Origin of the sequence: Pseudomarimonas salicorniae, from assembly GCF_023156535.1 — a bacterium.
GTDB lineage: Bacteria > Pseudomonadota > Gammaproteobacteria > Xanthomonadales > Xanthomonadaceae > Pseudomarimonas > Pseudomarimonas salicorniae.
The window spans coordinates 562373-588256 of sequence record NZ_JALNMH010000001.1; the positions used below are offsets into that span (position 1 = coordinate 562373).

Consider the following 25884-nt stretch of genomic DNA (forward strand, 5'->3'; position numbering starts at 1 on the left):
GACTTGCGTTGCATCCGCCGCTGTGCGCGTCCAGACCCGCCCGCTCGTTGTCCGGAATCGGACGGCGCGGCGACCGGCGGGTCAGGGCGCGAAGTTCGCATTCGCCCCGGTCCCGCTGTAGGAGCCAGCTTGCTGGCGATAGTCGCCCCGGATGGGACGATCGCCAGCAAGCTGGCTCCTACATTCGGGTGTTGTGGAAGGTCTTCTTTGCGCCCGGTGTGCACGCTCGCCGTCGGCTTCGGCTCAGGTCCGGCGCCCGACGTCCGCCGCTCGCGCCGGCGCGATGCGCGTGACACGCTTGCGGATCTTGCATGGAGCTCAGCGCATGTCCTCACCGCACCTCCCGCAGGCACCGCGCCAGCATCTAGCCCTGGTCGCGCTGGTGGTACGCGACTATGAGGAGGCGCTGGCCTTCTATCTCGACGTGCTGGGCTTCGACTGCATCGAGGACCGCGAGGTGCCGGAGCAGGGCAAGCGCTGGGTGGTGGTGGCGCCCCCCGGCGGAGGCAGCTGCCGGCTGCTGCTGGCCCGGGCCAGCGACCCGGCGCAGGCGGCGCGGGTCGGCGACCAGACTGGCGGCCGGGTCTTCCTGTTCCTCTACACCGACGACTTCGATCGCGACTATCAGCGCTACCGCGAGCGCGGGGTGCGCTTTATCCGTCCGCCGGTCGAGCACGACTACGGCAAGGTCGCGGTTTTCGAGGACCTCTACGGAAACCGCTGGGACCTGCTCGAGCCGCGCGGCTGAATCGCAGGCCCGGTGGAGTCATTGGCGAAAAACGCCCGGCCCGTCGCCGGTGGGGTGGCAACGGGTCGGACGCCTGGCGGCGCCGCTTCCTGTGTGGAACAGCGGCGTCGGCCAGCCGAGGCGGCTCAGTCCTTCGGCGTCGACAGGTCGGGGCGATAGGCCCAGATGGTGTAGTCGCGCGTCTTGGTGCTCGAGCCGTAGGCCTTCATGACCTCGCCGGCCTTCTCCTTCGAGCCCAACGCCTTCTCCAGCAGGGCCGATGCCTTGACCTCCGGTTCGGCCATGTCGGCGTAGTCGGCGAACGGCCAGGCGAAGGCGATTCCCCCCTTGCCGCCGATGTTGTACATCACGGCCCAGGACTCGCTCCAGCCGTGTTCCTCGGCCGCCTTCCGGAAGGTTTCGAGCGAGCTCTTCACGCCCGCCCACTTGCCGGGCAGCACGTCGACGACGCTGACGCCGACGTAGCGCGGCTCACCCTCGTACTTCCAGTGCGACAGTTCCGGGTCGAACTCGTCGAAATAGCGCGAGACCTTGTGCACGTGCGGGGCCAGCATCTCGCGATACTTTTCCCCGGCCTTTGTCTTGCGGCCCCAGTCACGCGCCGCATCCAGGTCCTTCCAATGGATCTCCTGCGAGCGGATCGCGTAGGAGTCGAGGTCAGTGCCCATGGCCGGGGTCCACACCGTCCAGGTCAGCGGGTCGCCATTGGCCTTGCGCCAGGCCACGAATTCCTTGAGCTTGGCCTCGAAGGCTTCATGCTCACCGGCCTTGGGCCAGACCATCCACATCTCGACCAGGGTCGGCGGAGGGCTCTCCATGCCGGACTTGGCCATGGTCTTGTGGTCGTCGGCCAGCAAGGTCGCCGGCAGGGAAAGAAAAACAAGGAACAGCACGGAGTGCGCCAGGCGGCGCCAGTTCTTGTTCATGGTGTCCTCCAGTCGCCGCATTGCGCAGCGGTCGGACTGGGCACCCCCCCGGGCGCCGGCAGCCCATCCTCGACCCTACTCCCGCATCCGGCAGGGTTCAACCGATGCCGCTTGCTGCGCTCAGTCGCCGCAGCGCTCGGTGAACTTGAATGTGAAGTCGAGATGGGTGATTCCCGGATGCGCCCCGGTGCCGGTCCAGACCTCGCTTCGCTCGCCGCGGACCAGCACCAGACTCGCCTCTTCGGTGGCCAGACGCACGCTGGGTTCGCCCAGGGCCAGCCGGGTCGCGGCGGCGCGCACGGCGCCGCGGGCAAAGGCGTCGCCCTGCGACGGCGACGCATCGAGTGCCAGGGCAGGCATCGCCCGGGATTCACGGGCATCGTCGCGCTCGCGGCTCGGGCGTTGCAGCCCTGCCGTGTCGGACCAGGCGAAGCGACGCCCGGGAGCGAGATAGTGGGCGCGTCCGGACAGTTCGCCGCAGGCCCGGCTGCCGGCCTCGAACAGCCAGCCGCCAGAGGCGCCGATCGCCTCCAGCGCCCAGCCTTTGCCGGCATCGACAAGCCGGATCGCGCTGGTCTCGTCGACCCCGATTGCAGCGCGCGCCGGACCGGCGGCCAGGGCGCGCAGCAGCCGCCATTCGCGGGCACGCTCGGAGAAGTGGGTGTCCATGAGGAAGGGACCGGACAACCCGAAGCCTCCTGCCGCCCAGACCGTGAACGCTTCCTCGTCGATAGCTCCGCAGCGCTTGGCTCGGGCGCAGCCCGGCGTCGGCGGTAACGCCTCGAGCGGCCCATCGCGCAGCGCACTCTGCGGACTGCCATTGCTCAGCATTCCCGGCCCCGACTGCACGGCGGTGCCCGCGCTGGTGCCACCCACGACCACCTCGCCGCGTCGGACCGCCTCGCGCAGCGCGCGCAGCCAGGGGTAGGGGGCGTCCGCGTCATCGAAGAAGGCACGACGCAGCCGCCACTGGTCGCCGCCGGCGAAGAACACCCCCTGGATGCCCTCGGGCAGCGACTCGCGCGCGCTCGAGGCGCAGAACGACTGCTGCATGGCGACCAGATCAGGAAATACGCGGCTGCGGTCGGGCAGGCCGAGCGTTACCTGCTGCTGCCGCGCCAGCGCGCTGCAGTCTCCGGCTTCCGTGATCAGCCTGGCCAGTGCGGCGTCCATCGGCCACCACAGCGGCTCGGCGCCGGCTTCGGTGAACAGGCTGGTGTAGTAGTCGACGGCATCGAGCGGGTCGAATCCGGAGGCGGTGACAAAGGCGATCCTGGGTGATCTTCCGCCTGCGCGCGCAGCGGCCGACGCAACAAAGCTACGTACCACCTCGGCCCCGCCCTGCTCCGTGCTGGCCTGCAGGGACACGCGCTCGGCAAGGCGTGGCTCTCCTGGCCCTTGCGAGCTCCACTCAAGCGCTGCCATCACGCCGGCACGCTGGTAGTCGTCAAGACCGGCCCAGGCGCAGGGCCGTCTTCTGCACAGCGCATCCCAGCCCGATTCGATGCGTGACGCGGGAACGGCATGTTCGCCCAGGATTGCGGCCAGTTCCCTCAGGTCCTTGTGCAGGACGTCGGCCTGCTTCGGACTCCAGATGGAGGCGAGTCCGACGGCCTCGTCGATGCGGGCGGCCTGCAGCGAGTACTGCGGCGCGCCGCGGCCACGCGGCGCCTGCCCGTCGCGGCAGGCGCGCGGTGAGGCGCTTGAGCACAGGGCCAGCGAGCCTCCGGCCAGCAGGCGCTCCGCCGGGTGCGGATTGCCAGAGCAAACGATGGGTAGTGAAGCCAGCAGCAGGACCGGGAGGAAGAAACGCATCGGGCACCGGGTCGTTCGCGATGGGAGGCACAGCCTCCCCGGAATCGCCCTGAAAGACCAGCCGGCAATCTCACCGGGTCAAACACTTGACAACGGTACCCAACCCGTTTCAGCCTGATAACAGGACTCATGGAACGCCCCGCAATCGACATGCGCGCCGCCAATCCAGCCGAGTACCGCTGCCGGAGCTTCTACCTCTCCGAGTGGTGGGACGAATAAGCGCAGGACGCTTTCCGCGTCGGCCACGTGCCGTCGCGTCCCTCTACCGATCCCGGTACTGAATCCCTGCATCGCAAGCGCCCGCGCCCTCGACCGGCGCGCGGGCGCTGCTGGAGAGTCCCATGCTGAACATCCCGCTGCCGCGCCGGCCGCTGGCCGCCGCCGTGCTGTGCTGTCTCCCCCTGGCCGTCGTGGCCCAGTCCCCCGGCTCCGAACAGGATCCCAACGAGCTCGACCGCATCGTCGTCACCGGGTCGAACATCAAGGGCATCGACCTCGAGGATGCCCAGCCGGTGAAGGTGATTACCGCCGAGGACATCAAGTCCCTCGGCGCGGTGACCGTCGCCGACCTGCTGCAGCAGGTCAGCCAGACCGGTGGCGGCACCGGCAACTTCTCCACTGCCAACTCGGGCAGTCGCCAGGCCGATTCCCCTGCTGGCTTTGCCGGCGTCTCGCTGCGCGGCCTCGGTACCGCGAGCACGCTGACCCTGATCAACGGCCGACGCATGTCGGTGGCCTCGTTTGCCAACGGCTCGGAGAACTTCGTCGACATCAACGCGATCCCGCTGGCGGCCATCGACCGGGTGGAGATCCTTACCACCGGTGCCTCGGCTATCTACGGTGCCGACGCGGTGGCCGGCGTCGTGAACTTCATCCTGCGCCGGGACTTCGACGGCCTGCGGCTGTCCGCCTCCTATGCCGACAGCGAGGCCAGCACGGACGAGGCGCGGATGAACGCCAACCTGGTCTGGGGCGCGAGCGCAGGCGACAGCCGCTTCATGGTCATCCTCGATGCCTACCGGCGCAACGCGCTGTACGACCGCGACCGGGACATCTCCGCCGTCGAGCCGCGGCCTTCGCAGCAGGGCATCTATCCGAGCTTCAACGACCTGTTCGCACAGGACATCGATTTCGTCGAGCAGGGCTGCCCCGACAGCCAGCGCTTCGACGGCCGCCCCGGCTTCCCGATCTCGCGCTTCGGCGAGTACTGCGAACTGAACCGCAACGCCTTCACCGCGACCGACCCGGAGACCGAGCGCCTCGGCGGCTACGCCACCTTCGGCCACAGCTTCGGAGACGGCCTGGAGTTCTTCTCCGAGCTGGCGCTGCAGCGAAACACCTCGGAAGCCAACAGCGACCCGGCCCCCTGGAGCCAGGAGGAGATCGACTTCTTCCACCCGGGCATGCCGTCCGCCCTGCGCCAGCGGCTTCTGGCCGCAGGCGTCGATCCGGACTTCACCATCTTCGGCTGGGGCCGCTTCCCCGATTCGCGCACGATCGAGGTGGAGACTACCAACTGGCGCTGGGTCAATGGCCTGTCCGGCTACCTCGGCAGCGACTGGACCTGGGAGACCGCGCTGAACCTCTCGCGCAGCGAGTCCGAGCAGCGCGCGGTCGCCGGCATCTACAACGTCGAGCGCTTCCGCGCCGCCCTGCTGGGCGAGCTCTGCGCAAACGGCGCGACCAACTGCTCGCCGGGCAGCGGCGGCCTTCACTACAACCCGTTCAGTGGCCAGACCCAGAACAGCCAGCAGGTCCTCGACCTGCTGCGCGAGCGGGTGCCGCGCGATGGTGAGTCCGAGCTGGCCGCCTGGGACCTGAAGTTCTCCGGCCAGTGGGGCGAGACCGCCAGCGGACCGGTGTCCTGGGCCTTCGGTGTCGAGGCGCGCCGCGAGGACATCCGCGATGACCCCTCCCCGCTGGCGACGGCCGATCCGGTGACCGGCGAGGTGCCGGTCTACGGCTTTGGTTCGACCGAAGTGCGGGCCGACCGCGACCAGTACGCGCTGTTCGCCGAGGCGCTGGTGCCCTTGCACGAAACGCTCGACCTGCGCCTGGCCGGGCGCTTCGACGACTACGATGATTTCGGCAGCGACTTCAACCCAGCGGTCAGCCTGCGCTGGCAGCCCACCGATGGTGCGCTGCTGCGCGGCGGCTGGAACACCTCGTTCCGTGCGCCGTCGCTGGCGCAGAGCGGGGCCGGCACCACGCTCAGCTCGGGCGCGCTGCCCTGCTCGCCGGGCGGCGAGTTCCTCGACACCTTCTGCGGCGGATTCACCGGCGACGACTTCTACCTTTCCGAGGTCTATGGCAATCCGGACCTGAGGGCGGAAACGGCCGAGGCCTGGTTCGTCGGCACCGTCCTGCAGTTCGGCGAAAGCACCACGCTGACGCTGGACTGGTTCGATTTCCGCCACAAGAACCTCGTCGACATCGATGCCCTCGAGCTGTTCCGCGCGGCCCTCATTGATCCGTCCCTGGTGGTCGCCCGCGGCGAGCTGGCGCCGGGCCAGATCGGCATCGAGACGCGCAACGGCACGATCGGCAGCCCGATCGAAGAGGTCCATCTGCAGCTGATCAACGTTGGCGTGCAGAAGACCGATGGCCTCGACATCGGCCTCGAGCACCGCGTCGATGACACCGGTCTCGGCGACTTCCTGTTCTACCTCGATGCCACGTGGACAAACAGCTACGAGCGCTCGGAGAGCTGTGGCGGGAATGATCCGCGCCGCGGCGCCGGGCCCTGCATCGGCGGCCAGCGTCTGGTCGAACTGAACGGGGAGTTCCGCTATCCGGAGTGGCTGGCCAACGTCGGGGTGACCTGGTGGCGCGGCGACTTCACCACCCGGGTCTGGGCCGACTACACCGACGGCTACTACGACGACGACCAGCGCTCGGGCGTTCCGGCCGGCCGCCGGGTGCCGTCATGGACCACGCTCAACGCCAGTCTCACCTGGGATCTCACCGAGGATGCCTACGCGACGCTGGGCGTGCGCAATCTGGGTGACCGCGATCCGCCCGTCGCGCTGGGCTCGGCCTCGAACTTCGACAAGTTCAACCACGACAGTCTGGGTCGCTGGTGGCAGGTGAGCTACACGCACCGGTTCTGAGCCAAGGCTCCGTAGCGGTTGGCCTGGACGACCGGCCGCTCCGGTAGCTGAAAGAAGTAACAGCGCGCCCCCTCCCCTTGCGCGCAGCTGCCGCGCAAGGGGAGGCTGGGAGGGGGTTGCACCTGACCTGGCCCACCGCGCATCGGTGCGCTTGCCGTATTGTTTCCCGCTCAACCACGACCGGACCTTCGCGTGACCGATACCCCGCGCCCCTGGCGCATGCCCAACACCCTGCTGATCCTGTTCGCTGCCTGCGCGCTGGCTGCGCTGATCGTGCCGTGGGTGGACGCCGGCTACTTCGCCGAGGGCGAGCCGATATCGCTGGCCAGCTACCGGGCCGCGGAGAGCGCTCTATCGGTGGAACTGTTTGCCGAGGACGGCGAGCGTGGACTGATCAACGCGCTGTTCGAGGGCTTCACCTCCGGCTCGCGCTCGGGAGCGGCGATCGGCGTCATCGCCTTCGTGCTGCTGGTCGGCGGCGCATTCGGCGTGATCCGCGCCACGGGGGCCGTCGACAATGGCCTGCTGCATCTCGCGCGAATCACCGGCGATCGCCCGCGGCTGTTGCTGGCGGTGCTGTTCACCGCCTTCGCGGCCGGCGGCGCGGTGTTCGGCATGGGCGAGGAGACCATCGCCTTCATCGCCCTGCTGCTGCCGCTGATTGAGCGTTACGGCTATCCGCGCGAGGTCGCTGTGATGATCACCTACATGGCCAGCCAGATCGGCTTCGCCACCTCGTGGATGAATCCCTTCAGCGTGGCCGTGGCCCAGGGCATCGCCGGGCTGCCGCTGCTTTCCGGCGCCGGCTTCCGCATCGGCATGTTCGCGGCCTTCGTGGCGGTGGGAATCGGCTTCACCCTGTGGTACGCGAGCCGCCACCGGCAGGCCGTCGGCGCCGGCAGTGGGGAGCTTGAGGCCGCTCCGCTGCGGTGGGTCGACCGCCTGGTGCTGCTCGGCGTGCTGGCCGCCGTGGTCTGGATCGTCTGGGGCGTGGTGGCGCGCGGCTACTACATCGCCGAGATCGCCAGCCAGTTCGTCGCCCTTGGCATTTTCTGCGGCGTGGTCGGTGTGATCGGTGGGCGAATCGACAGCGAGGCGGCGGTCCAGGCCTTCGTCGAAGGCGCGAAGCAGCTGGTACCGGTGGCACTGGTGATTGCGCTGGCCAAGGGTCTCCTATACCTGCTCGGCGGCAGCGATCCCAACGCCCCGTCGGCCTTGAACGCACTGCTCCACTCGATGGGCAGTGCACTGGAGGGAGCACCGGTCCTGCTCGCCGCCCAGGGTATGTTCCTCGCGCAGTCGGTGTTCAATTTCTTCGTGACCTCGGGCAGCGCCCAGGCCGCGATCACGATGCCGCTGATGGCCGGTCTCGGCGATCTGGTCGGCGTCACCCGGCAGGTCTCGGTACTGGCCTTCCAGCTCGGCGACGGCCTGACCAACCTGCTGGTGCCGACCTCGGCCTCGTTGATGGGCGCGCTGGGCATGGCCGGAGTCGCCTGGACTCGCTGGATCGGCCTGATCTGGCGCTTCGTGCTGGTCCTGATGCTGCTGGCGGCCGCGGCCGTCGCGCTCGGCGTTCTGACAGGATTGAAATGACTCAACACAAGGATGCACCGATGCTCACCCTGATCCGCGGCGCCGAGCTGCATGGGCCCGCACCGCTGGGACAGGGCGACATCCTGATCGGCGGAGGTCGCATCCTGGCGATGGCGCCGAGGCTGTCTCCGGGTGACCTCGGCTGCCCCCTTCGCGAGGTCGACGGGCACGGCCTGCTGGCCGTGCCCGGCCTGGTCGACAGCCTGGTCCACACCTCGGGCGGGGGCGGCGAGGGCGGCTTCGCCTCGCGGATGCGCCCGCTTGAAGCAGAGCAGGCGCTCCGTGCCGGGGTCACGAGCCTGATCGGTGCGCTGGGCACCGACGACAGCACCCGCAGCCACGCCGACCTGCTGGCCTGCGGCCGTGCCCTGGCCGCGCATGGCCTCAGCGCCTACGCCCTGACCGGCTCCTACCACGTGCCGGTGCGCACGATCACCGGATCGATACGTGACGATCTGGTGCTCATTCCCGACATCATCGGCGTCGGCGAGATCGCCATCGCCGACCATCGCGGCGCGCAGCCCAGCGCCCACGAGCTGGCCCGCATCGCCGCCGCCTCGCGGGTCGGCGGGATGCTCGCCGGCAAGTCCGGAACGGTATTGATCCATGTCGGCGACGGCCGCGATGGCCTCGAGCTGCTGCGCCGCGCCTGCGCCGAGCATGAAGTGCGCCCGGCGCAGTTCCTGCCCACCCACTGCAATCGCTCGCGCCGCCTGTTCGACGAGGCCCGCGACTGGATCGCGCGCGGCGGCACCATCGATCTCACCAGCAGCACCACGCCTGCCATGCTCGCCGCTGGCGAGGTGCCCGCCGCCGAGGCGCTCCTCGAGCTTCTCGCCGACCCGGCCTGCGCCGATCGCGTCACGCTCAGCTCGGATGGCCAGGCCAGCCTGCCGCATTTCGATGAGGCGGGACGCCTGCTGGGCATCGAGACCGCCCGCGTCGACAGTCTGTTGGCCACTTTGCGCGCCGCCCGGCAGCAAGGCGCTGCCCTCGAGCCGGTTTTGGCCGCCGCGACCCGCACGCCGGCGCGAATCTGGGGGCTTGCCCGCAAGGGCCGTATCGCGGTCGGCGCCGATGCCGACCTGCTGCTGCTGGAGCCGGAAAGCCTGGCGCTGCGCATGGCGGTGGCAGGTGGGCAGTGCTGGCGGATAGAGGCAGGCGCGGCCAGAGCCCTCGACTGAGCGGCTTGCCTCGCAGCCGGCCCGCAAGGATCATCGCGCGCCATGCACGTGATCCTGTTCCAGCCCGAGATTCCGCCCAACACCGGCAACGTCATCCGCCTCTGCGCCAACAGCGGCGCCCGGCTGCACCTGATCCGGCCGCTTGGCTTCGAGCTGGACGACGCCAAGCTGCGCCGGGCTGGCCTGGACTACCACGAGTTCGCCCGGCTCGACGTGCATGACGACCTCGAGGGCTGCCTTGAGGCAATCGGCCGTCCGCGCCTGCTGGCCCTCTCCACCCGCAGTTCCACCCGCTACGACCGGATTGCCTACCGCGAGGATGACGCCCTGCTGTTCGGCCCGGAAACCCGCGGCCTGCCGCAGTCGATCCTCGACGCATTGCCGCCGGAACAGCGCGTGCGTCTGCCCATGCGGCCGGGCAACCGCAGCCTCAACCTGTCCAACGCCGTGGCGGTGGTGGTGTTCGAAGCCTGGCGCCAGCAGGGGTTCGCGGGCGGAGAGTAGGACCGCCCGCCAGGTCGCGGCTTCCCCTGGCGGCGCGGGCCATCAGTTCGGCGAACTCCCGGCGGCGTTCCGGTCGAGCTGCCGACCGAGCCACCAGCGATAGATCGCCGGAATCAGCAGCAGGGAAAGCAGGGGCGCCGACAGCATGCCACCCAGCATGGGCGCCGCAATGCGCTGCATGGTGGCGGCACCGGTGCCTTCGCTGAGCAGGATCGGGGTCAGTCCGGCGAGCAGGGTCAGGACGGTCATCGCCTTGGGTCTGACTCGCAGTACCGCGCCCTCCTCCAGGGCGGCATCCAGCTGCGCCCGGCTGTGCAGCTGGCCGGCCTCCCGCGCGCGCCGCACGGCCTGGGCGAGGTAGATCAGCATGACCACGCCGAACTCCGCGGCGACCCCGAACAGGGCGAGGAAGCCGACCACGACGGCCACCGACAGGGCATAGTCCAGCGCCCACAGCAGCCAGATGCCACCGACCACCGACAGCGGTGCGGTCAGCAGCACGATCAGCGCATCCGGCCAGCGGCGAAAGACCACGTAGAGCAGGACCAGGATGATGCCGAGCACGGCCGGCAGGGCGAGGCTAAGGCGTTCGGTGGCGCGGCTCAGCGCCTCGAACTGGCCGGCCCAGCCCAGGCTGACGCCGCTCGGCAGCGACACCTTCTCGCGCAGCGCGGCCTCCGCGGCGCGCATCGTGCCCAGCAGGTCGCGGGTGTCCGTATCGACGAACACCCACGCAGTCAGCCGCGCATCCTCGCTGCGGATCATGGCCGGGGCGCGCACCAGCTCGATGTCGGCCAGCCGGCCCAGCGGCACCTGCTGGCCGGAGGGTGTCACCACGCCCAGCTCGGCCAGCGCTTCGGGGCTGTCGCGCACCGATTGCGGCAGGCGCAGGGCGACCGGAAAGCGGCGACGTCCCTCGTAGGCCGTGGCGATGGGTGCGCCGCCCACCGCCTCGCCCAGCCAGGCCATGAAGGCGTCCATCTCGACGCCGTAGCGGGCCAGCGCCTCGCGCCTCGGGCGGACCTCCAGACTGCGCGCCTGGGCCCCGCGATCAGCATAGGCCGAGCGGATTCCGGGCACCCCGGCCAGCGCAGCCTCGACCTCGGTTGCCACCGCGGTCAGGGTATCCAGATCGTCTCCGGCCAGGCGCACGCCCAGCGGCGTGCGCAGCCCGGTGGCCTGCATGTCGATGCGCGTGCGGATCGGCTGCACCCAGGCATTGGTCAGGCCGGGGATGCGCAGGCGCGCATCGAGCTCGGCGACCAGATCGTCCATGCTCAAGCCTTCGCGCCACTGATCCTGCGGTTTGAGCTGGATGGTGGTCTCGATCATCGACAGCGGTGCCGGGTCGGTGGCCGAATCGGCGCGGCCGATCTTGCCGAAGACGCGGGCCACCTCCGGAGTCTCCCTGATCAGCCGGCTGGTCTGCTGCAGGAGCTGCTGCGCCTTGCCGGGCGAGAGTTCGGGCAGGGTGGTGGGCATATACATCAGGTCGCCCTCCTCAAGCTGCGGCATGAACTCGCTGCCCAGCTGGCGCAGTGGCCAGAGCGCGCTGGCGGCCAGCAACACCGTGATCAGGACGGTCAGGCGCGGGAAGCGCAGCACGCCGCGCAGCACCGGGCGGTACAGGGCTATCAGCAGCCGCGACAGGGGCTGCTCGTGCTCGCCGCGGATGCGTCCCCTGACCAGCAGCGCCATGAGCACGGGGCCGAGGGTGACCGCCAGCAGGGCGGCGGCGAGCATCGCCCAGGTCTTGGTCCAGGCCAGCGGCGAGAACATCCGCCCCTCCTGTGACTCGAGCAGGAACACCGGCAGGAAGCTCAGGGCGATGATCAGCAGCGAGACGAACACCGCGGGGCCGACCTCGATCGCTGCATCGGTCACCAGTCCCAGCCGCTCGGGTTCCCGCGGCTCGCGGCCTTCGCGCTGGCGGAAGTGCTCGATCTGCTTGTGCGCGTTCTCGACCAGCACGATGGCCGCATCGACCATGGCGCCGATGGCGATCGCGATGCCGCCGAGCGACATGATGTGGGCATTGATGCCTTGGACGCGCATGATCGCGAGCGCCAGCAGAACGCCCAGCGGCAGCAGCAGCGCCGGCACCAGGGCGGAGCGGAAGTGGCCCAGGAAGAGCAGGCAGACCAGGCCGACGACGAGGATCTCCTCCACCAGTTTCGTCGACAGGTGGCTGACCGCGCGATCGATGAGGGCCGAGCGGTCGTACACGGTGATCAGCTCGACGCCCTCGGGCAGGCTCTCCTTCAGCGCCGCAAGGCGGGCCTCCACCGCGGCGATGACCTCCCGCGCATTGCCGCCATCGCGCATCACGACCACGCCACCGACGACCTCGCCTTCGCCATCCAACTCGGCAATGCCCTGCCGCGGTCCGGCACCGAAGCGGATGTCGGCGACATCGCCGAGCAGCACCGGCACGCCGTCGCGGAGCACACCCAGCGGTACCTCGGCCAGGTCCTGGAGTTCGCGCAGGAAGCCGATGCCGCGCAGGCTGATCTCGCCTTCGGCCACCTCGATCAGCGAGCCGCCGCGCTCGGCGCCTGCGGCGCGGATGCGCGCGCTGACCTCGTCAAGACGCAGGCCGTACTGGCGCAGGCGCAGCGGATCGATGATCGCCTGGTACTGGCGTTCCATCCCGCCCACGGTGGCCACCTCGGACACGCCCGGCAGGGCCTGCAATTCAAGCTTCAGGAACCAGTCCTGCAGGGCGCGCAGCTCGGAAAGATCGTGACCGCCGCTGCGATCGACCAGCGCGTACTGGTAGACCCAGCCGACGCCGGTTGCATCCGGGCCCAGGGCCGGCTCGACTCCGGCCGGCAGCTCGCTGCGCGCCTGGCTGAGGTACTCCAGCACGCGCGATCGCGCCCAGTAGGGGTCCGTGCCGTCCTCGAACAGCACATAGACAAACGAGTCGCCGGTCATCGAGAAGCCGCGCACGTGGCGGGCGCCGGGCACCGCGAGCAGGCGAGAGGCCAGCGGGTAGGTGAGCTGGTCCTCGACCAGCTGCGGCGACTGCCCCGGCCACTCGGTACGCACGGTGACCTGGACATCGGAGAGATCCGGAATGGCGTCCACCGGCAGGGTGCGCGCGGCGTGGATAGCCGCCAGGGTCAGCAGCAGCGACAACAGCAGGACCAGGCCGCGGTGCGCCAACGAGGCGCGGATCAATGCGGCGATCATGGCCGCACCGTGCGCGGATGAACGCCCTGGTTGAACTCAGTGTTCATGAGCGCCGCCCAGCCGTTCCAGGCCGGCGCGAAGCGCCGCCTCCGAGTCGAGCAGGAACTGCGCGGACACGACCACCTGCTGGCCCTCCTCGAGGCCGTGCAGGATTTGGGTGTAGCCCTCGGCCCGTAGTCCGGCGTGCACGGCACGTGGCGTGAACCGGCCCTGTCCCTGGTCGAGGATCACCCGATCGCCGTCGGCGCTGCGGATCACCGCCTCGCTGGGCACCGCGAGCACGGCCTCGGCCGGCTCCCCGCGCAGCTCTGCCAGCATCAGCTGGCCCAGACGCAGCGTGCCGCGCCGGTTGGGGACGGGCACCCGCATCTGCAGCGTGCGCGCGACGGGATCGAGACCCGGATAGATGTAGCTGACCTGCCCGCGCCAGACGCGATCCGGCACCCCGACAAGGCGCAGCGAAGCGTAGAGGGGACCATCGCCAAGGCGTTCCAGCTCTTCCGGGAATACGTCGACGCGTACCCATACGGCATCGAGGTTGGCGATCTCCAGCATCACCGTCGACGGCGTGACATACATGCCGTGGCGCACGTCAAGCCGGGTGACCACGCCATCCGACGGCGCGCGCACCGGGACCCTGAGCTCGGAACTGCCGCGCTGGGCCAGCGCATCGATGAAGCTGTCGTCCACCCCGAGCACGCGCAGCCGCGTCGCCGCTGCGCGCTGCGCGCGCGACCCGGCGCCGCCGGTGCGCAGGGCGATCAGGTAGTCCTCCTGTGCGGCGACCAGGTCGGGGGCGTACAGCGCCATCAGCACCTGTCCCGCACGCACCGGCTCGCCCTCGGCGTGCACGTGCAGGGCCTCGATCCATCCGGCGACCCGGGTATGGACGTGGCGAATGCGGTCCTGGTCGACCATCACCTCGGCCGGCGCGCGCACCCGGGCGCTCAATACCCGGCGTTCCACCGGAGCGCTGCGCATGCCCAGCGCCTGCTGCAGGCTGCCGTCCACCTCGACGCTGACCGCCTCGACGCGCGGGCCGGCAGCGCGCGCTACCAGATCCATGCCGCAGATGGGACAGCTGCCCGGCGTCTGGCTGCGGATCTGCGGGTGCATCGGGCAGACGAAGATACTGGCCTGGCCAGGCAGTGTGACGGCGTCGGCGCCATCCGCATGATGTGCATGGCCGGCGTGGGGATCATCGTTCGCCGCCGACACCGGCGGTGAGCCATCAGCGGCGCTCGCGCGGCCTTCGGACGCGACCTGCAGCGCAAGGCCGATGGCGGCCACGGCGCACAACGCGGCGATCAGCCGCGGAAACGAAATGTTCATGGGGGACTCCCGGCAGGCGCCGGGTCAGCCCCGGCAGGTCAGGCGGTGGGCTGGCGCAAGACGCTGATCGGAGGGCGCAGAGCGGGGCCGGGAGCCGGCTGACCGACTGACTGCGGCGGAGCGTCGGACGCGCCGATCGGCGATGCCGCGATGGCCACACGCATCTCGGACGAGCGGGCCGCGCTGGTTACACAGTGCATGCAGCTGCAGCCCTCCGCTTCCGGGTCGACGCCGTCATCGGCGGCCGCTGCGGGGTCGGAGGCGGGATGCTCGTCGTGGCAGCCGCCGTGTTCCGTCGGACTGCCACTCTCGGCCGCGCTCGCATCGCCCGATCCTGGCACGCAGCATCCCGCCCAGCTTCCTGGGGAGAGGCTGAGTGAGAGCAGCAGGATGAGCAGGGTGCGCATGGGCTCCAAGCATACCGCTCGCCCGCAGCAATGGCGCGTGAGTCCATGGCGTCGGGCCCCGGCGCGCGTCCGACGGAACCCGCCACAGGATGGCGATATCGGGGAGGGGCGCAAGACGCCGCAATGGTCGCGCGCAGCTCAGACCCTCCGCGGTGTCAGTCGCCGAACAGTCCCTTCGGATACTCAGGCTTCTGCTCCCGCGAGAGCAGCATCTGCAGGCCTTCCCGGGGCGTGAGGTCGCCGTGCAGCACGCGGGCCACCAAGGCGCAGATCGGCAGATCGAGATCATGTCGCGTCGCCAGACGCATCACCTCATCCGCGGTCTGGATCGCCTCGACCACCTGGCCGATGGCCTTGACCGCCTCCTGGATGCCCTGGCCGCGGCCAAGGGCAAGGCCTAGACGGCGGTTGCGCGAGAGGTCGCCGGTGCAGGTCAGGACCAGGTCGCCCAGACCGGCGAGGCCCATCAGGGTTTCGGCGCGGCCGCCCAGGGCCTGGTTCAGGCGCAGCATCTCGTTCAGTCCGCGGGTGATCAGGCCGGCGCGGGCGTTGAGTCCGAGCTCCATGCCATCGGCGATGCCGGTGGCGACGGCGAGGACATTCTTCATCGCGCCCCCCAGCTCGGCGCCGAGCATGTCGCCGCCGGTGTAGACGCGGAAGGTCGGCCCGTGAAGGGCCTCGGCCACGCGCTGGGCGAAGGCCGCGTCTTCGGAGTGCACGGTGACCGCGGTCGGCAGGCCGGCGGTGACCTCGCGGGCGAAGGACGGACCGGTCACGACCGCCTTGGCCGCATCGGCGCCGATGAACTCCTCGGCCACCTCGTGCAGGAAGCGACCCGAACCGAGCTCGAAGCCCTTGGTGGCCCAGGCAAGCCCGGTGTCCGCGCGGCGCAGCGGCGCCAGCTCGCGGAGAATCTGCGGGAAGGCGTGGCTCGGCACCACGACCAGAAGCAGGTCGGCATCGGCCGCCGCTTCGGCGAGATCATCGGTGAAACCCAGGCCCTCGGGCAGGTCGAGGTCGGGCAGGTAGCGCAGGTTGCGGCGTGCTTCGCGCATCGCCGCCACCTGTTCGCCATCACGTCCCCACAGGAGGGTGGCGTGACCGTTGCGCGCAGCCTGTGCGGCCAGCGCCGTGCCCCAGGAGCCGGCGCCGAACACGCCCACCCTCAGGGCACTCATGCGACGGCTCAGGCGTTGCCGGCCGGCTGATCGCTGGCGGCGTTCTGGCCTTCCGCCTGCTGGGCGGCGCGACGGCGCAGCTGCTCGGCGTAGATCTGCTCGAAGTTGATCGGCTGCAGCAGGTAGGGCGGGAAGCCGCCGTTCTGGATCAGCTCGGAGATCGCCTGGCGCGCGTACGGGAACAGCACGTTCGGGCAGTAGGTCGAGAGGATGGCCTCAAGGTTGCGCTGCTCGAAGCCGGCGATGCCGAAGATGCCGGCCTGCTGGACCTCGGCGAGGTAGGCGGTCTTCTCACCCAGGGTGCAGGTCAGGGTGATGGTCAGGACGACCTCGTAGACGTTCTCGGCCAGGGTGCCGACCTTCTGCGCCATGTTGAGCTGCAGATTGGTCTGGCCCTCTTCCTGGAAGATCTGCGGAGCGCCCGGCGCCTCGAAGGACACGTCCTTGGTGTACAGCTTCTGCAGGACGATCTGTGCCTGGGGCTGGCCCTGCGGCGCGGCGCCGTTGGCGGCGGAATCGGTCATCGGGGGTCTCCGGATTGTTATGGATGGGGGTCGGGACAGAAGCGGGATTATCCCACGTGAAGGCGGGTGCTGCAGAAAACAAGTGCCTGGCCGCCGCGCGAGCGCGGCCGGCGGCCGGGTCGATCAGGCCTTGCCGCGCGCCAGCGGCAGGTCGGCCTGCTGCCAGGCTGCCACGCCCCCTTCCAGGAGGTGGACGCGGGTGAAGCCGGCCTTGACCAGCTGCTTCGCGGCATTGCCGCCCGCTACGCCAGTGCGGCAGACGATGACCACCGGCAGCTCCTTGGACTTGGCCAGCAGCTTGTGACCGGGATCGAACTGGCTCATGGCCAGGTGCCTGGAGCCGACGATGTGGCCCTTCTCGAAGTCGTTGTGCGCGCTGACATCGATGACCAGGGCGTCCTCGCGATTGATCAGCCGGGTCAGCTCGGCCGGGCTGATGCCCTTGTAGCCGCGGGTGAAGCGGGACATCTCGTTGGCCACCAGGGCGATACCGATGCCGACAAAAGCCAGGCTCAGGATCGGGTGATTGCCGATGAATTCGGGAAGCTGTTCGGAAAGCATTCTGGGTGTCGTCGCAACTTGTTGTGTGGGTTAGGGCTCAGGGCCTGGGGCCTAGGGCCTAGGGCTCAGGGCCTAGGGCTCAGCAAAGCAGGTTGACGCAAGGATGTGGCTTTGATGCTCTTACCTGAGCCCTGAGCCCTGAGCCCTGAGCCCTGAGCCCTGAGCCCTGAGCCCTGAGCCCTGAGCCCTGATCGGGCGCAGCGAGGGCGAGCCGCGCAGCGGCCGAACCCGGGCCCTGGAAAACCTACTCGCCCAGCGCCTCGCGCATGAACTCGGGCAGTACCAGGGCCGCCTTGTGGATGTCGGCGCTGTAGTACTGGGTCGCAAACGACTTGCTGTGTGCGCCGCGCTCGCGGAAGCCGGAGAGGTCGGCGCCCTTGCGTGCCATGGTGCAGCTCCACCAGCCGGTCGGGTAGGCCGGCTGGGGGAAGGGCAGGGTGCGCACCGCGGCGAAGCCGACCTGGCGCATCAGCTGGCGCATCGACTTGATCAGCGGCAGCTGGGTCAGCGGCGGCTCGCTCTGCTGGACCAGGATGCCGCCCTGGCGCAGGGCCTTGAAGCAGGTCTGGTAGAAGGCCTCGTTGAACAGCCCCTCGGCCGGGCCGACCGGGTCGGTCGAGTCGACGATGATCACGTCGATGCTCTCCGGCGCGGCGTTCTTCATGTAGGCGATGCCGTCATCGAACAGCAGCTGGGCGCGGGCGTCGCCATTGGCCTCGCAGAGCTCCGGGAAATACTGCTCGGCGACCCGGGTCACCCGCTCGTCGATCTCGACCTGGACGGCCTGCTCGACCTCGCGATGGCGCAGCACCTCGCGCAGGGTGCCGCAGTCGCCGCCGCCGATGATCACCACGCGCTTGGGATTGCTGTGGGTAAACAGCGCCGGGTGCGACATCATCTCGTGATACAGGAAATTGTCGCGGCTGGTCAGCATGATGCAGCCGTCCAGCACCATCAGGTTGCCCCAATCGGTGGTCTCGTAGATCTCGATCTTCTGGAACCGGGACTGTTCCTCGTGAAGCTTCTTCTTCACCCGGAAGCCGATCGCCGAGCCGGAGTAGCCGACTTCTTCGGTGTACCAGGACGGGGAGCTGCTCATGACGTGGCGACCGGGGGAAGCTCAAGGGGGCGGCGATTGTACCCGAAGGGCGCGCTCGGCACCGTCGCGGCTCTCGTGTCCGGATCATGACAGGATGAGACGCGCGACGACGGGAAGCCGGGCGGACGACTGGGTACACTACGCGCCCTTCCGGCCTGGAGCCCGCCCGTGAGCGATTGGAGCGTGCAACGCGCCCGCCGCACCTACTCCGTCCCCTACTGGGGCGAAGGCTACTTCGACATCGACGACCGCGGTCGCGCGCTGGCCTGTCCGCGCGGCGCCGAGGGGCCCTCGATCGTCATCGACGAAGTGGTCTCCGCCGCCCGCGAGCAGGGCTTGCGCCTGCCCTTGCTGCTGCGCTTCTCGGACATCCTGGGGGATCGCCTCAAGCGCCTGCAGGCGGCCTTCGCCCAGGCCATGCGCGACTGCGGCTATGGCGGCGGCTACACCGCCATCTACCCGATCAAGGTCAACCAGCATTTCGGCGTCGCCGGCGAACTGGCCGCGGCCGGCCGCGCTTCCGACTTCGGCCTCGAAGCGGGCTCCAAGCCCGAGCTGATGGCGGTGCTGGCGCTGTCCCGGCCGGGCGGCGTGATCATCTGCAACGGCTACAAGGACCGCGAGTACATCCGCCTTGCGCTCATCGGCCGCAAGCTGGGCCTCGAGACCTTCATCGTCATCGAGAAGGCCTCGGAGCTGGAGACGGTCATCGAGGAGGCCGCCGCGCTGGGCGTCAAGCCCGGGCTCGGCGTGCGCATGCGCCTGGCCACCCTCGGCGCCGGCAAGTGGCAGAACAGCGGCGGCGACAAGGCCAAGTTCGGTCTCTCGCCGCGCCAGCTGCTCGACCTGATCGAGCGCCTGCGCGCCGGCGGCCTGTCCGACTGCCTGCAGCTGCTGCATTTCCACATGGGCTCGCAGATCAGCAATGTGCGCGACATCGCCTCCGGCATGCGCGAGGCGACCCGCTACCTGGTCGAGGTCACCCGACTGGGCTGCCCGATCCGCTACATGGACGTCGGCGGTGGGCTTGGCGTCGACTACGAGGGCACCCGCTCGCGCGGCTACTGCTCGACCAACTACGGCCTCGACCAGTACGCCCACACCATCGTCCAGCCGCTGGCCGATGCCTGCGCCGAGCACGGTATCCCGGCGCCGCGTGTGCTGACCGAGTCGGGCCGCGCCCTGACCGCTCACCACGCGGTGCTGATCGCCAACGTGTCCGAGGTCGAGTTCGCGCCCCGCGGCGGTCTGCCGCCGGTGGGCGAGGGCGAGTCGGCCGCGCTGCGCCACCTGCGCGAGCTGCACGCGGCGCTCGACGAGCGCTCGGCGGTGGAGCTGTTCCACGATGCCCAGCATTACCTGGCCGAGGGCCAGTCGGCCTATGCGCTCGGCCAGCTCGACCTCGCCGAGCGGGCGCGCATCGACGACGTCTTCTACGCCATCGCCCACGGCGTGCGCACGCGGCTCAGCGCCGAGGAGAAGAGCCACCGGCCGCTGATCGACGAGCTCGACGAGCGCCTGGTCGACAAGTACTTCGTCAACTTCTCGGTGTTCGAATCGGTGCCCGACGTCTGGGCCATCGACCAGGTGTTCCCGATCATGCCGATCCACCGGCTCGACGAGCAGCCGGATCGTCGCGGCATCATCGCCGACCTGACCTGCGACTCCGACGGCCAGATCGACACCTACGTCGACAACGGCGAGCTGGACAGCGCCCTGCCGCTGCATGCGCCGGATGCCTCCGGCTACCGCCTCGGCTTCTTCATGGTCGGTGCCTATCAGGACACCCTCGGCGACATCCACAACCTGTTCGGCGATACCTCGGCGGTGAATGTCAGCCTGACCGGCGACGGCTACGCCCTGACCCGCTCGCGCCGCGGCGACACCTCGGACGTGATGCTCGACTACGTCGGCTACGACCTCGGCCAGTTGCGCGCCGCCTATCGCGAGAAGGTCGAGGCGGCCGCACTGGCCGAGGACGAGTCCGCGCGCCTGCTGCAGGCGCTAGAGGTCGGCCTCACCGGTTACACCTACCTGGCCGACGGACCCGGGTGACCGACGCGCCTGCCGGCCGCCAGGAACAGCGCCTGCGGGCGCGCTTCCGCTGGGCGGCCGGCTGGCTGCTGCTGCACGCCGGCGCCCACCTGCCGGCCCACTGGCGGCTGTTCCTGCACGCCGACGGCCCGCCCGAGGCGCAGCGCGGGATGGTCGAGGCGCTGCGCGAGATCCCGGTGCGCGGGCCGCTTGAGACCAGCCTGTGGGAGGTGATCGGCGCCTTCAGCCTGGTCTACGCCGTGTTGCTGGCCCTGCTCGGCGCCAGCGGCTGGATCCTTGCCCGCGAGGCACCGTCCGCTGCACTGCGCCGGCACGCCTGGCGCCACGCCTGGCTGCTCGGCGCTGCTGCCCTGTTGCTTGGCCTGATCCATCCGCTGCCGCAGCCGCTGCTGGCGGTGGGGGGAGGCGGCCTGCTCTTCCTGTGGGCAGCGCTGACCCGCCACGACCGCAGCGGCCATGCCCTGCATGGTTGATTGCCGCGTCGCCCGCGCAGCCCGGCTCCCGCGCGCAGCGCCATTCACCGCCAGGCAGTGGCCGTATGCCCTCTGCACATGCCCGCGGTGAGGGAGCACCGCGTACACTCGTCTTCGGCCCTTCACTCATCTGGAGCTCGACGCGTGGCGCCGTCTCCGCGCTCTGCCCACTCCCACTGGTTTCTGAGCCTCGCGACCGCCCTCGGCGGAGTAGTGCTTGCGCTGGCCCTGGGCCAGTACCACCTGCGCACCCTGGAGCGCGAGGATGACCGTGCGCTGGCCGACACCGCCCAGCGCTACGGGCAGGTTCTGCTGGCGCGCCTCGAGGCCAGCGCCCGGGTGGTGCGGGCGATGCAGACCCTGCTCTCCCTGGAGCCCGACCTCGATGCCGAAGCCTTCCGCCGGCGCGTGGAAGCGCTGCGCGTTCCGCAGAACTTCCCCGGCCTGCAGGCCGTCGGCTATGCCCCGCGCGAACGGGATCCCGATACGGGCGCCCTGCACTACCGATACACCCTGGTCACGCCGCTCAAGGGCAATGAGCGCCTGATCGGCCTCGATATCGCCACCCAGCCGGCCAACCTCGCGTCGCTCGAACTCGCTCGCGACACCGACGAGCCGGTGATGTCCGAGCCCTTCACCCTGGTGCAGCATGATCGACCGGGCGAGCAGTCCGACGGCGTGGTGATCCGGCTGCCCCTGTATGCCGGCGGCCTGCCGTCTCCCACCGAGCTGCAGTCCCGCCGCGCCCAGGAACTGGGTTCGATCGTGGTGTCCTTCCGTGTTTCCTCCCTGGTCGGCGCCAGCCTCGAGGCAGCCATCGACCAGGATCGTGGCTACGAGCTGCAGATCCGCGATGCCGACCAGCCCGAGGGCGCCGCGCCGATCTACTCCAGCGTCCTGGACGGAGTGGGCGCCGCCGGCGATCCTGATCGCCCGGCGGCCACGACGGAAGTGGGGTTCGGCGGCCAGGTGTGGCAGGTGCGGCTGCTGCCGAATGCCCAGTGGTACGCCGACAGCCGGCGGGAGGCGTACGTCGTTGGCGGCGGTGGCGTGGTGGCCGCCCTGCTTTTGGCCGGCTGGATCACCGCCCTGCTGCGCACCCGGGAGCGCGCCCAGCGACTGGCCGAGCAGCTTGCCTCCCGGGTACGGGATTCCGAGCAGCGTTTCCGCCGGCTCAGTGACCTGCTCCCGACCGCCACGCTGGTCGTGCGCCGCGACGATGGCGGCATCGAGTACATCAACCATGCCGGACGCCAGCTGCTGGCGCTCGAGGCAGAGGATCCACCGGGCAGCATCGATCGCTTCGGCCTCAAGCGGCAGACGCTGGCCGACTCGGCGCGGATCGACGAGGACGAGCGCACCGTCGAGCTGCAGGCGCTAGACGGCCGCAGCTTCCAGGCGGTCTGGCGCTGCGCCCCGCTGGGCGGCGCCGGCGACGGCGCCGACCACTGGCTGCTGCTGCTGGATGACGCTACCGAACGGCTGCAGCTGACCGCCCAGCTGCGCTACCAGGCCAGCCACGATGCGCTCACCGGTCTGCTCAACCGGCGCGAGTTCGATGCCCGGCTGCGCCGCGCCTGCGCCGGCACCCTGGCCGGCCTGGAGCGGGCGGTGCTGGTCTATCTCGACATCGACCAGTTCAAGCTGATCAATGACACCTGCGGCCACGCCGCCGGCGATCAGCTGTTGGCCAATGTCGGCGAGCAGCTGCGCAGCGAGGCAGGCGAGCGCTCCCAGGTGGCCCGCCTCGGCGGCGACGAGTTCGGCCTGCTGCTGGCCGAGACGCGGCCTGAAGCCTTCCGCGCCCGCGCGCAGGATCTTCTCGACAGCATCGCGGCCACGCCCTTCCTGTGGCAGGGCCGCGGTTTCGCGCTGACCGCCAGCATCGGCGCGGTGGCGTTCGATGCCGCCGACCGGCCGGACCCCGCCGAGCTGCTGGCGATCGCCGACACCGCCTGCTACCTGGCCAAGGAGGCCGGCCGCAACCGGGTCATGGTGCACAACGAGGACGAACAGGTCTCACACCGCCGGCGCAACGAGATGGACTGGGTCCAGCGCATCCGTGAGGCGCTCGCCGAGGATCGGTTCTGCCTGTACTTCCAGGAACTGCGCCCGCTCGGCCGGCAGGTCGGCGCGCCGCCGCATTTCGAGTTGCTGGTCCGGATGCGCGACCGCAGCGGCGCCATGGTGCCGCCCGGTGCCTTCATCCCCGCTGCCGAGCGCTTCGGGGTCATGCCCGAGGTCGATCGCTGGGTGGTGCGCACGGCGCTGGCCCGATTCGAGTCCCTGCATCCGCAGGGCGGAGAGATCGGCCTGTGCAGCATCAACCTGTCCGGCGCCACCATGGGTGACGAAAGCTTCCCCGGCTTCCTGCTCGCCGAGCTCGCCCGCGCCGAGCTGGCCCCGGACAAGCTCTGCTTCGAGATCACCGAGACCTCGGCGGTCTCCAACTTCAATCAGGCCTCCGCATTGATCGGGGCCCTGCGCCAGCTCGGCTGCAAGGTCGCGCTGGACGACTTCGGCGCCGGCATGTCCTCGTTCGCCTACCTGAAGAACCTCCCGGTCGATTACCTGAAGATCGACGGCAGCTTCATCCGTGACCTGGTCAACGACGAGCTCAGCCAGTCGATCGTTGCGGCGATCACCAAGGTCGGCCACCAGGTGGGCACCGGGGTCATCGCCGAGTTCGTCGGCAGCGAGGAAGCGATCGACCTGCTCCGCGAAATGGGCGTCGACTACGCCCAGGGCTTCGGCGTGCACGTTCCGGAAATCATCCCGGCCCATGCCTCGCTGAGCAGCGACCTGCCCTGATCTGGCCAGGCCGGCGCGGGGCGGCGACAATGCCGCCGGATCCTTGTGGAGTGTGGCGATGGCGCAGGCGGAGGCGGGGTTCATCGGGCTCGGAGCCATGGGCGGGCCGATGGCCGGGCATCTGGCGGCCGCGGGCCGGCTTGCCGTGGTCGGCAACCGCAGCCCCGGGCGCGTCGTGGAATGGTCGCGCAAGCTCGAGGTGAAGGGCGCCACCACCGCGGCCGATTTCGGGTCCTGCTCCGTCATCATGCTCTGTGTCGGCGAAGATCACGACGTGCTGGAGAACGTCGACGCGCTCGGCCGCGTGCTGGCCGCGGGAAGCCTCGTCATCGATCACAGCACGACCTCGGTCGAGGCGGCCAGGGAGGCCGGCAGGCGGCTGGCCGCGCACGACATCGACTTCCTTGATGCGCCGGTCAGCGGTGGCGTCGAGGGCGCCCGCAACGGCCGGCTTTCAGTGATGGTCGGCGGCACGGCCGAGGTGCTGGCCCGGGCCGAGCCGTTCCTGTCCTGCTATGCCGCGCGGATCGCCCACATGGGCGGGCAGGGCAGCGGACAGGCGACCAAGGCGGTGAACCAGGTGATGGTGGCCGGCATCAACGAGGCGGTCAGCGAGGCATTGGCGCTGGGTGAGAAGCTGGGCCTCGCGGCCGAAGACCTGCTGCCGACCCTGATGGCCGGCGCCGCCGGAAACTGGTTCCTCGACAAGCGCGGCGGCACGATGATGCGCTCGGAGTTCAACCCCGGCTTCAAGTGCGCGCACATGGCCAAGGACCTGCGCATCGCCGAAGCGATGGCCGGGTCGTTGGGCATTGCCCATCCGGTACTGGCCCAGGCGCGGCGCGACTATGAACTGCTGCAGGGCCATGGTCACGGCGATCTCGACACCTCGGCGCTGATCCTGCTCAAACGTACCGCCGGCCGGGATTAGGCGGGGCGTGCTCCCCAGCGCCACAGGCAGCTTGTAAGCTCGGGGGCCTCATCCAAGGAGGCCTGTCGTCATGCGTCGATTTGCCAGCGCGCTGTGTGCCCTGACCGCCTGTGCCGTGGCGACCGCGGGCGATCCACTGCCCACCGGATTGCGCCTGATGGACGTCGTCTCGGGGCTGACCCAGCCGCTGGGTGTCCGCCACGCTGGCGATGCCCGGCTGTTCGTCATCCAGCAGAACGGTCAGATCCGGATCGTCTCCAACGGCGTGCTGCAGGCAACGCCCTTCCTCAACATCAATGCGGCCAGTGGCGGCACCGCCCCCGCGCTGGGCTTCAGCAGCGGGGGCGAGCGCGGACTGCTCGGCCTCGCCTTCGACCCGGACTACGCCAGCAATGGCCGCTTCTTCATCTATTTCACCGACGGGGCCGGCGACACCGTCGTCGCCCGCTACCAGCGCTCGGCAGCCGACGCCAACCTCGCCGACCCGAGCAGCGGCCAGGTGGTGCTGCGGATCGACCAGGATTTCTCCAACCACAATGGCGGCGACCTGCATTTCGGCCTCGACGGCATGCTCTACATCGGGCTCGGCGACGGCGGCAGCGGGAATGACCCCTGCAACCGGGCCCAGACCCTGAACCCCGCGGACCTGGTCGGCGCCAGCAGCGGCGGCAACGGCAGCGACTGCCCCGCCGATCCGGCCTTCCTCAACAGCGGCGGCGATCCGGATTCCCGCGCCCTGCTCGGCAAGATGCTGCGCATCGATGTGTCCACCGGCGGCACCGGCAACGAGCGCTGCGGCGCCGGTGGTTCGCAGACCGGCTACGGCATCCCGGCCGACAATCCCTACGCGACGGCCGACGGCGTCTGCGACGAGGTCTATGCCAGCGGCCTGCGTAACCCTTATCGCTTCAGCGTCGACCGGCAGACCGGCGACCTGTGGATCGGCGATGTCGGCCAGGGCGCCCGGGAAGAGGTCGACCTGCTGCCGGTGGGTTCCGGCGGACTCAACTTCGGCTGGCGCTGCCGGGAGGGCTTCATCGCGACGCCCGGCATCACCTGCACGGCGCCACCGGCCTTCACCGATCCGGTCTACGACTATCCCCGCACCGTGGGCCGGTCGATCACCGGCGGCTTCCGCTACCGCGGACCCGAGACCAGCTGGCAGGGGGCCTACGTGTTCGCCGACTTCGTCGACGGCCGCTACTTCGTGGCCGACCCGGCGTCGACCGGACTCGGCTATGCCGAATGGCGCCAGGGCGGCAATCCCTCAGGCTTCGGCGAGGACAGCAGCGGTCGCCTCTACGCCGCGGACTACGGCGGCTGCTTGCGCGAGGTCACCCGCGAGGTTCTCCTGCGCGCCGGCTTCGAGGCCCGAGCCTGCCCCTGATCCGGGGTGGGATCCGCAGCGCCGATGGCGCGCCCGCGCGGCGCGGGT

Annotated in this window: 19 protein-coding genes; 10 read left to right on the forward strand and 9 right to left on the reverse strand. The window is 69.9% G+C overall.

What is annotated here, in order from left to right; all coding sequences use genetic code 11:
• Positions 1-325: 325 nt before the first annotated feature.
• Positions 326-748, forward strand: coding sequence for a VOC family protein (locus M0G41_RS02350; RefSeq protein WP_248204698.1), 423 nt, complete (start codon positions 326-328; stop codon positions 746-748).
• A gap of 125 nt (positions 749-873) precedes the next feature.
• On the opposite strand, the gene M0G41_RS02355 is transcribed toward M0G41_RS02350, so the two are convergent.
• Positions 874-1674: a hypothetical protein gene (locus tag M0G41_RS02355; RefSeq protein ID WP_248204699.1), complete on the reverse strand. Its 801-nt coding sequence runs from the start codon at positions 1672-1674 to the stop codon at positions 874-876.
• 120 nt (positions 1675-1794) lie between these two features.
• Complete coding sequence (locus M0G41_RS02360) at positions 1795-3489, reverse strand: type 1 glutamine amidotransferase family protein (protein ID WP_248204700.1); 1695 nt, start codon at positions 3487-3489, stop codon at positions 1795-1797.
• A 341-nt stretch (positions 3490-3830) separates the two neighbouring features.
• Here M0G41_RS02360 and M0G41_RS02365 point away from each other — a divergent pair, with 341 nt between their 5' ends.
• The 4 genes from M0G41_RS02365 (at position 3831) to M0G41_RS02380 (ending at position 9883) form a co-directional block, all read left to right on the forward strand.
• On the forward strand, positions 3831-6599 hold the full coding sequence (locus M0G41_RS02365) for a TonB-dependent receptor (protein ID WP_248204701.1): 2769 nt from the start codon (positions 3831-3833) through the stop codon (positions 6597-6599).
• 192 nt (positions 6600-6791) lie between these two features.
• Positions 6792-8195, forward strand: a complete 1404-nt coding sequence (yfcC, locus tag M0G41_RS02370; protein WP_248204702.1) for a putative basic amino acid antiporter YfcC — start codon at positions 6792-6794, stop codon at positions 8193-8195.
• 20 nt (positions 8196-8215) lie between these two features.
• Positions 8216-9379, forward strand: a complete 1164-nt coding sequence (gene iadA / locus M0G41_RS02375) for a beta-aspartyl-peptidase (RefSeq protein WP_248204703.1) — start codon at positions 8216-8218, stop codon at positions 9377-9379.
• A 42-nt stretch (positions 9380-9421) separates the two neighbouring features.
• A complete protein-coding gene (locus M0G41_RS02380) occupies positions 9422-9883 on the forward strand; it encodes a tRNA (cytidine(34)-2'-O)-methyltransferase (RefSeq protein ID WP_248204704.1) in 462 nt (153 codons plus the stop codon).
• Positions 9884-9925: 42 nt separating this feature from the next.
• On the opposite strand, the gene M0G41_RS02385 is transcribed toward M0G41_RS02380, so the two are convergent.
• The 7 genes from M0G41_RS02385 to speE form a co-directional block, all read right to left on the reverse strand.
• Complete coding sequence (locus tag M0G41_RS02385) at positions 9926-13078, reverse strand: efflux RND transporter permease subunit (protein ID WP_248204705.1); 3153 nt, start codon at positions 13076-13078, stop codon at positions 9926-9928.
• Between the two features lie 36 nt (positions 13079-13114).
• Positions 13115-14410, reverse strand: a complete 1296-nt coding sequence (locus M0G41_RS02390) for an efflux RND transporter periplasmic adaptor subunit (protein ID WP_248204706.1) — start codon at positions 14408-14410, stop codon at positions 13115-13117.
• A 38-nt stretch (positions 14411-14448) separates the two neighbouring features.
• Positions 14449-14817: a hypothetical protein gene (locus M0G41_RS02395; RefSeq protein WP_248204707.1), complete on the reverse strand. Its 369-nt coding sequence runs from the start codon at positions 14815-14817 to the stop codon at positions 14449-14451.
• A 155-nt stretch (positions 14818-14972) separates the two neighbouring features.
• The gene (locus tag M0G41_RS02400) at positions 14973-15995 is read right to left on the reverse strand and encodes an NAD(P)H-dependent glycerol-3-phosphate dehydrogenase (RefSeq protein WP_248204708.1); all 1023 of its coding nucleotides are present in this window, start codon (positions 15993-15995) and stop codon (positions 14973-14975) included.
• A gap of 8 nt (positions 15996-16003) precedes the next feature.
• Positions 16004-16519 carry a protein-export chaperone SecB gene (gene secB, locus M0G41_RS02405; protein ID WP_248204709.1) on the reverse strand — a complete coding sequence of 172 codons (516 nt, stop codon included), beginning with the start codon at positions 16517-16519 and terminating at the stop codon, positions 16004-16006.
• 123 nt (positions 16520-16642) lie between these two features.
• Complete coding sequence (locus tag M0G41_RS02410) at positions 16643-17080, reverse strand: rhodanese-like domain-containing protein (protein WP_248204710.1); 438 nt, start codon at positions 17078-17080, stop codon at positions 16643-16645.
• A 244-nt stretch (positions 17081-17324) separates the two neighbouring features.
• A complete protein-coding gene (gene speE, locus M0G41_RS02415; RefSeq protein ID WP_248204711.1) occupies positions 17325-18179 on the reverse strand; it encodes a polyamine aminopropyltransferase in 855 nt (284 codons plus the stop codon).
• A 168-nt stretch (positions 18180-18347) separates the two neighbouring features.
• On the opposite strand from speE, the gene speA reads away from it, so the two are divergent.
• The 5 genes from speA to M0G41_RS02440 all read left to right on the forward strand — a co-directional run bounded on the left by speA (position 18348) and on the right by M0G41_RS02440 (position 25836).
• Positions 18348-20234 (forward strand): biosynthetic arginine decarboxylase, encoded by a 1887-nt coding sequence (speA, locus tag M0G41_RS02420; protein ID WP_248204712.1) that lies wholly within the window; start codon positions 18348-18350, stop codon positions 20232-20234.
• Positions 20231-20707, forward strand: a complete 477-nt coding sequence (locus tag M0G41_RS02425) for an LIC_13387 family protein (RefSeq protein WP_248204713.1) — start codon at positions 20231-20233, stop codon at positions 20705-20707. Before speA ends, M0G41_RS02425 begins: the two co-directional genes overlap by 4 nt.
• A 144-nt stretch (positions 20708-20851) precedes the next feature.
• Positions 20852-23518, forward strand: coding sequence for a bifunctional diguanylate cyclase/phosphodiesterase (locus M0G41_RS02430; RefSeq protein WP_248204714.1), 2667 nt, complete (start codon positions 20852-20854; stop codon positions 23516-23518).
• A gap of 58 nt (positions 23519-23576) precedes the next feature.
• A complete protein-coding gene (locus tag M0G41_RS02435; protein ID WP_248204715.1) occupies positions 23577-24449 on the forward strand; it encodes an NAD(P)-dependent oxidoreductase in 873 nt (290 codons plus the stop codon).
• A 70-nt stretch (positions 24450-24519) separates the two neighbouring features.
• Positions 24520-25836 (forward strand): PQQ-dependent sugar dehydrogenase, encoded by a 1317-nt coding sequence (locus tag M0G41_RS02440; protein ID WP_248204716.1) that lies wholly within the window; start codon positions 24520-24522, stop codon positions 25834-25836.
• Positions 25837-25884: the final 48 nt, after the last annotated feature.

Bases quoted from the DNA above. Each gene is read 5' to 3' on its own strand.
- speE (WP_248204711.1), bottom strand. From the start codon at position 18,179: ATGAGCAGCTCCCCGTCCTGGTACACCGAAGAAGTCGGCTACTCCGGC.
- secB (WP_248204709.1), bottom strand. From the start codon at position 16,519: ATGACCGATTCCGCCGCCAACGGCGCCGCGCCGCAGGGCCAGCCCCAG.
- M0G41_RS02350 (WP_248204698.1), top strand. From the start codon at position 326: ATGTCCTCACCGCACCTCCCGCAGGCACCGCGCCAGCATCTAGCCCTG.
- M0G41_RS02380 (WP_248204704.1), top strand. From the start codon at position 9,422: ATGCACGTGATCCTGTTCCAGCCCGAGATTCCGCCCAACACCGGCAAC.
- M0G41_RS02395 (WP_248204707.1), bottom strand. From the start codon at position 14,817: ATGCGCACCCTGCTCATCCTGCTGCTCTCACTCAGCCTCTCCCCAGGA.
- M0G41_RS02390 (WP_248204706.1), bottom strand. From the start codon at position 14,410: ATGAACATTTCGTTTCCGCGGCTGATCGCCGCGTTGTGCGCCGTGGCC.
- M0G41_RS02385 (WP_248204705.1), bottom strand. From the start codon at position 13,078: ATGATCGCCGCATTGATCCGCGCCTCGTTGGCGCACCGCGGCCTGGTC.
- M0G41_RS02400 (WP_248204708.1), bottom strand. From the start codon at position 15,995: ATGAGTGCCCTGAGGGTGGGCGTGTTCGGCGCCGGCTCCTGGGGCACG.
- M0G41_RS02440 (WP_248204716.1), top strand. From the start codon at position 24,520: ATGCGTCGATTTGCCAGCGCGCTGTGTGCCCTGACCGCCTGTGCCGTG.
- M0G41_RS02435 (WP_248204715.1), top strand. From the start codon at position 23,577: ATGGCGCAGGCGGAGGCGGGGTTCATCGGGCTCGGAGCCATGGGCGGG.
- M0G41_RS02360 (WP_248204700.1), bottom strand. From the start codon at position 3,489: ATGCGTTTCTTCCTCCCGGTCCTGCTGCTGGCTTCACTACCCATCGTT.
- M0G41_RS02365 (WP_248204701.1), top strand. From the start codon at position 3,831: ATGCTGAACATCCCGCTGCCGCGCCGGCCGCTGGCCGCCGCCGTGCTG.
- M0G41_RS02355 (WP_248204699.1), bottom strand. From the start codon at position 1,674: ATGAACAAGAACTGGCGCCGCCTGGCGCACTCCGTGCTGTTCCTTGTT.
- M0G41_RS02410 (WP_248204710.1), bottom strand. From the start codon at position 17,080: ATGCTTTCCGAACAGCTTCCCGAATTCATCGGCAATCACCCGATCCTG.
- iadA (WP_248204703.1), top strand. From the start codon at position 8,216: ATGCTCACCCTGATCCGCGGCGCCGAGCTGCATGGGCCCGCACCGCTG.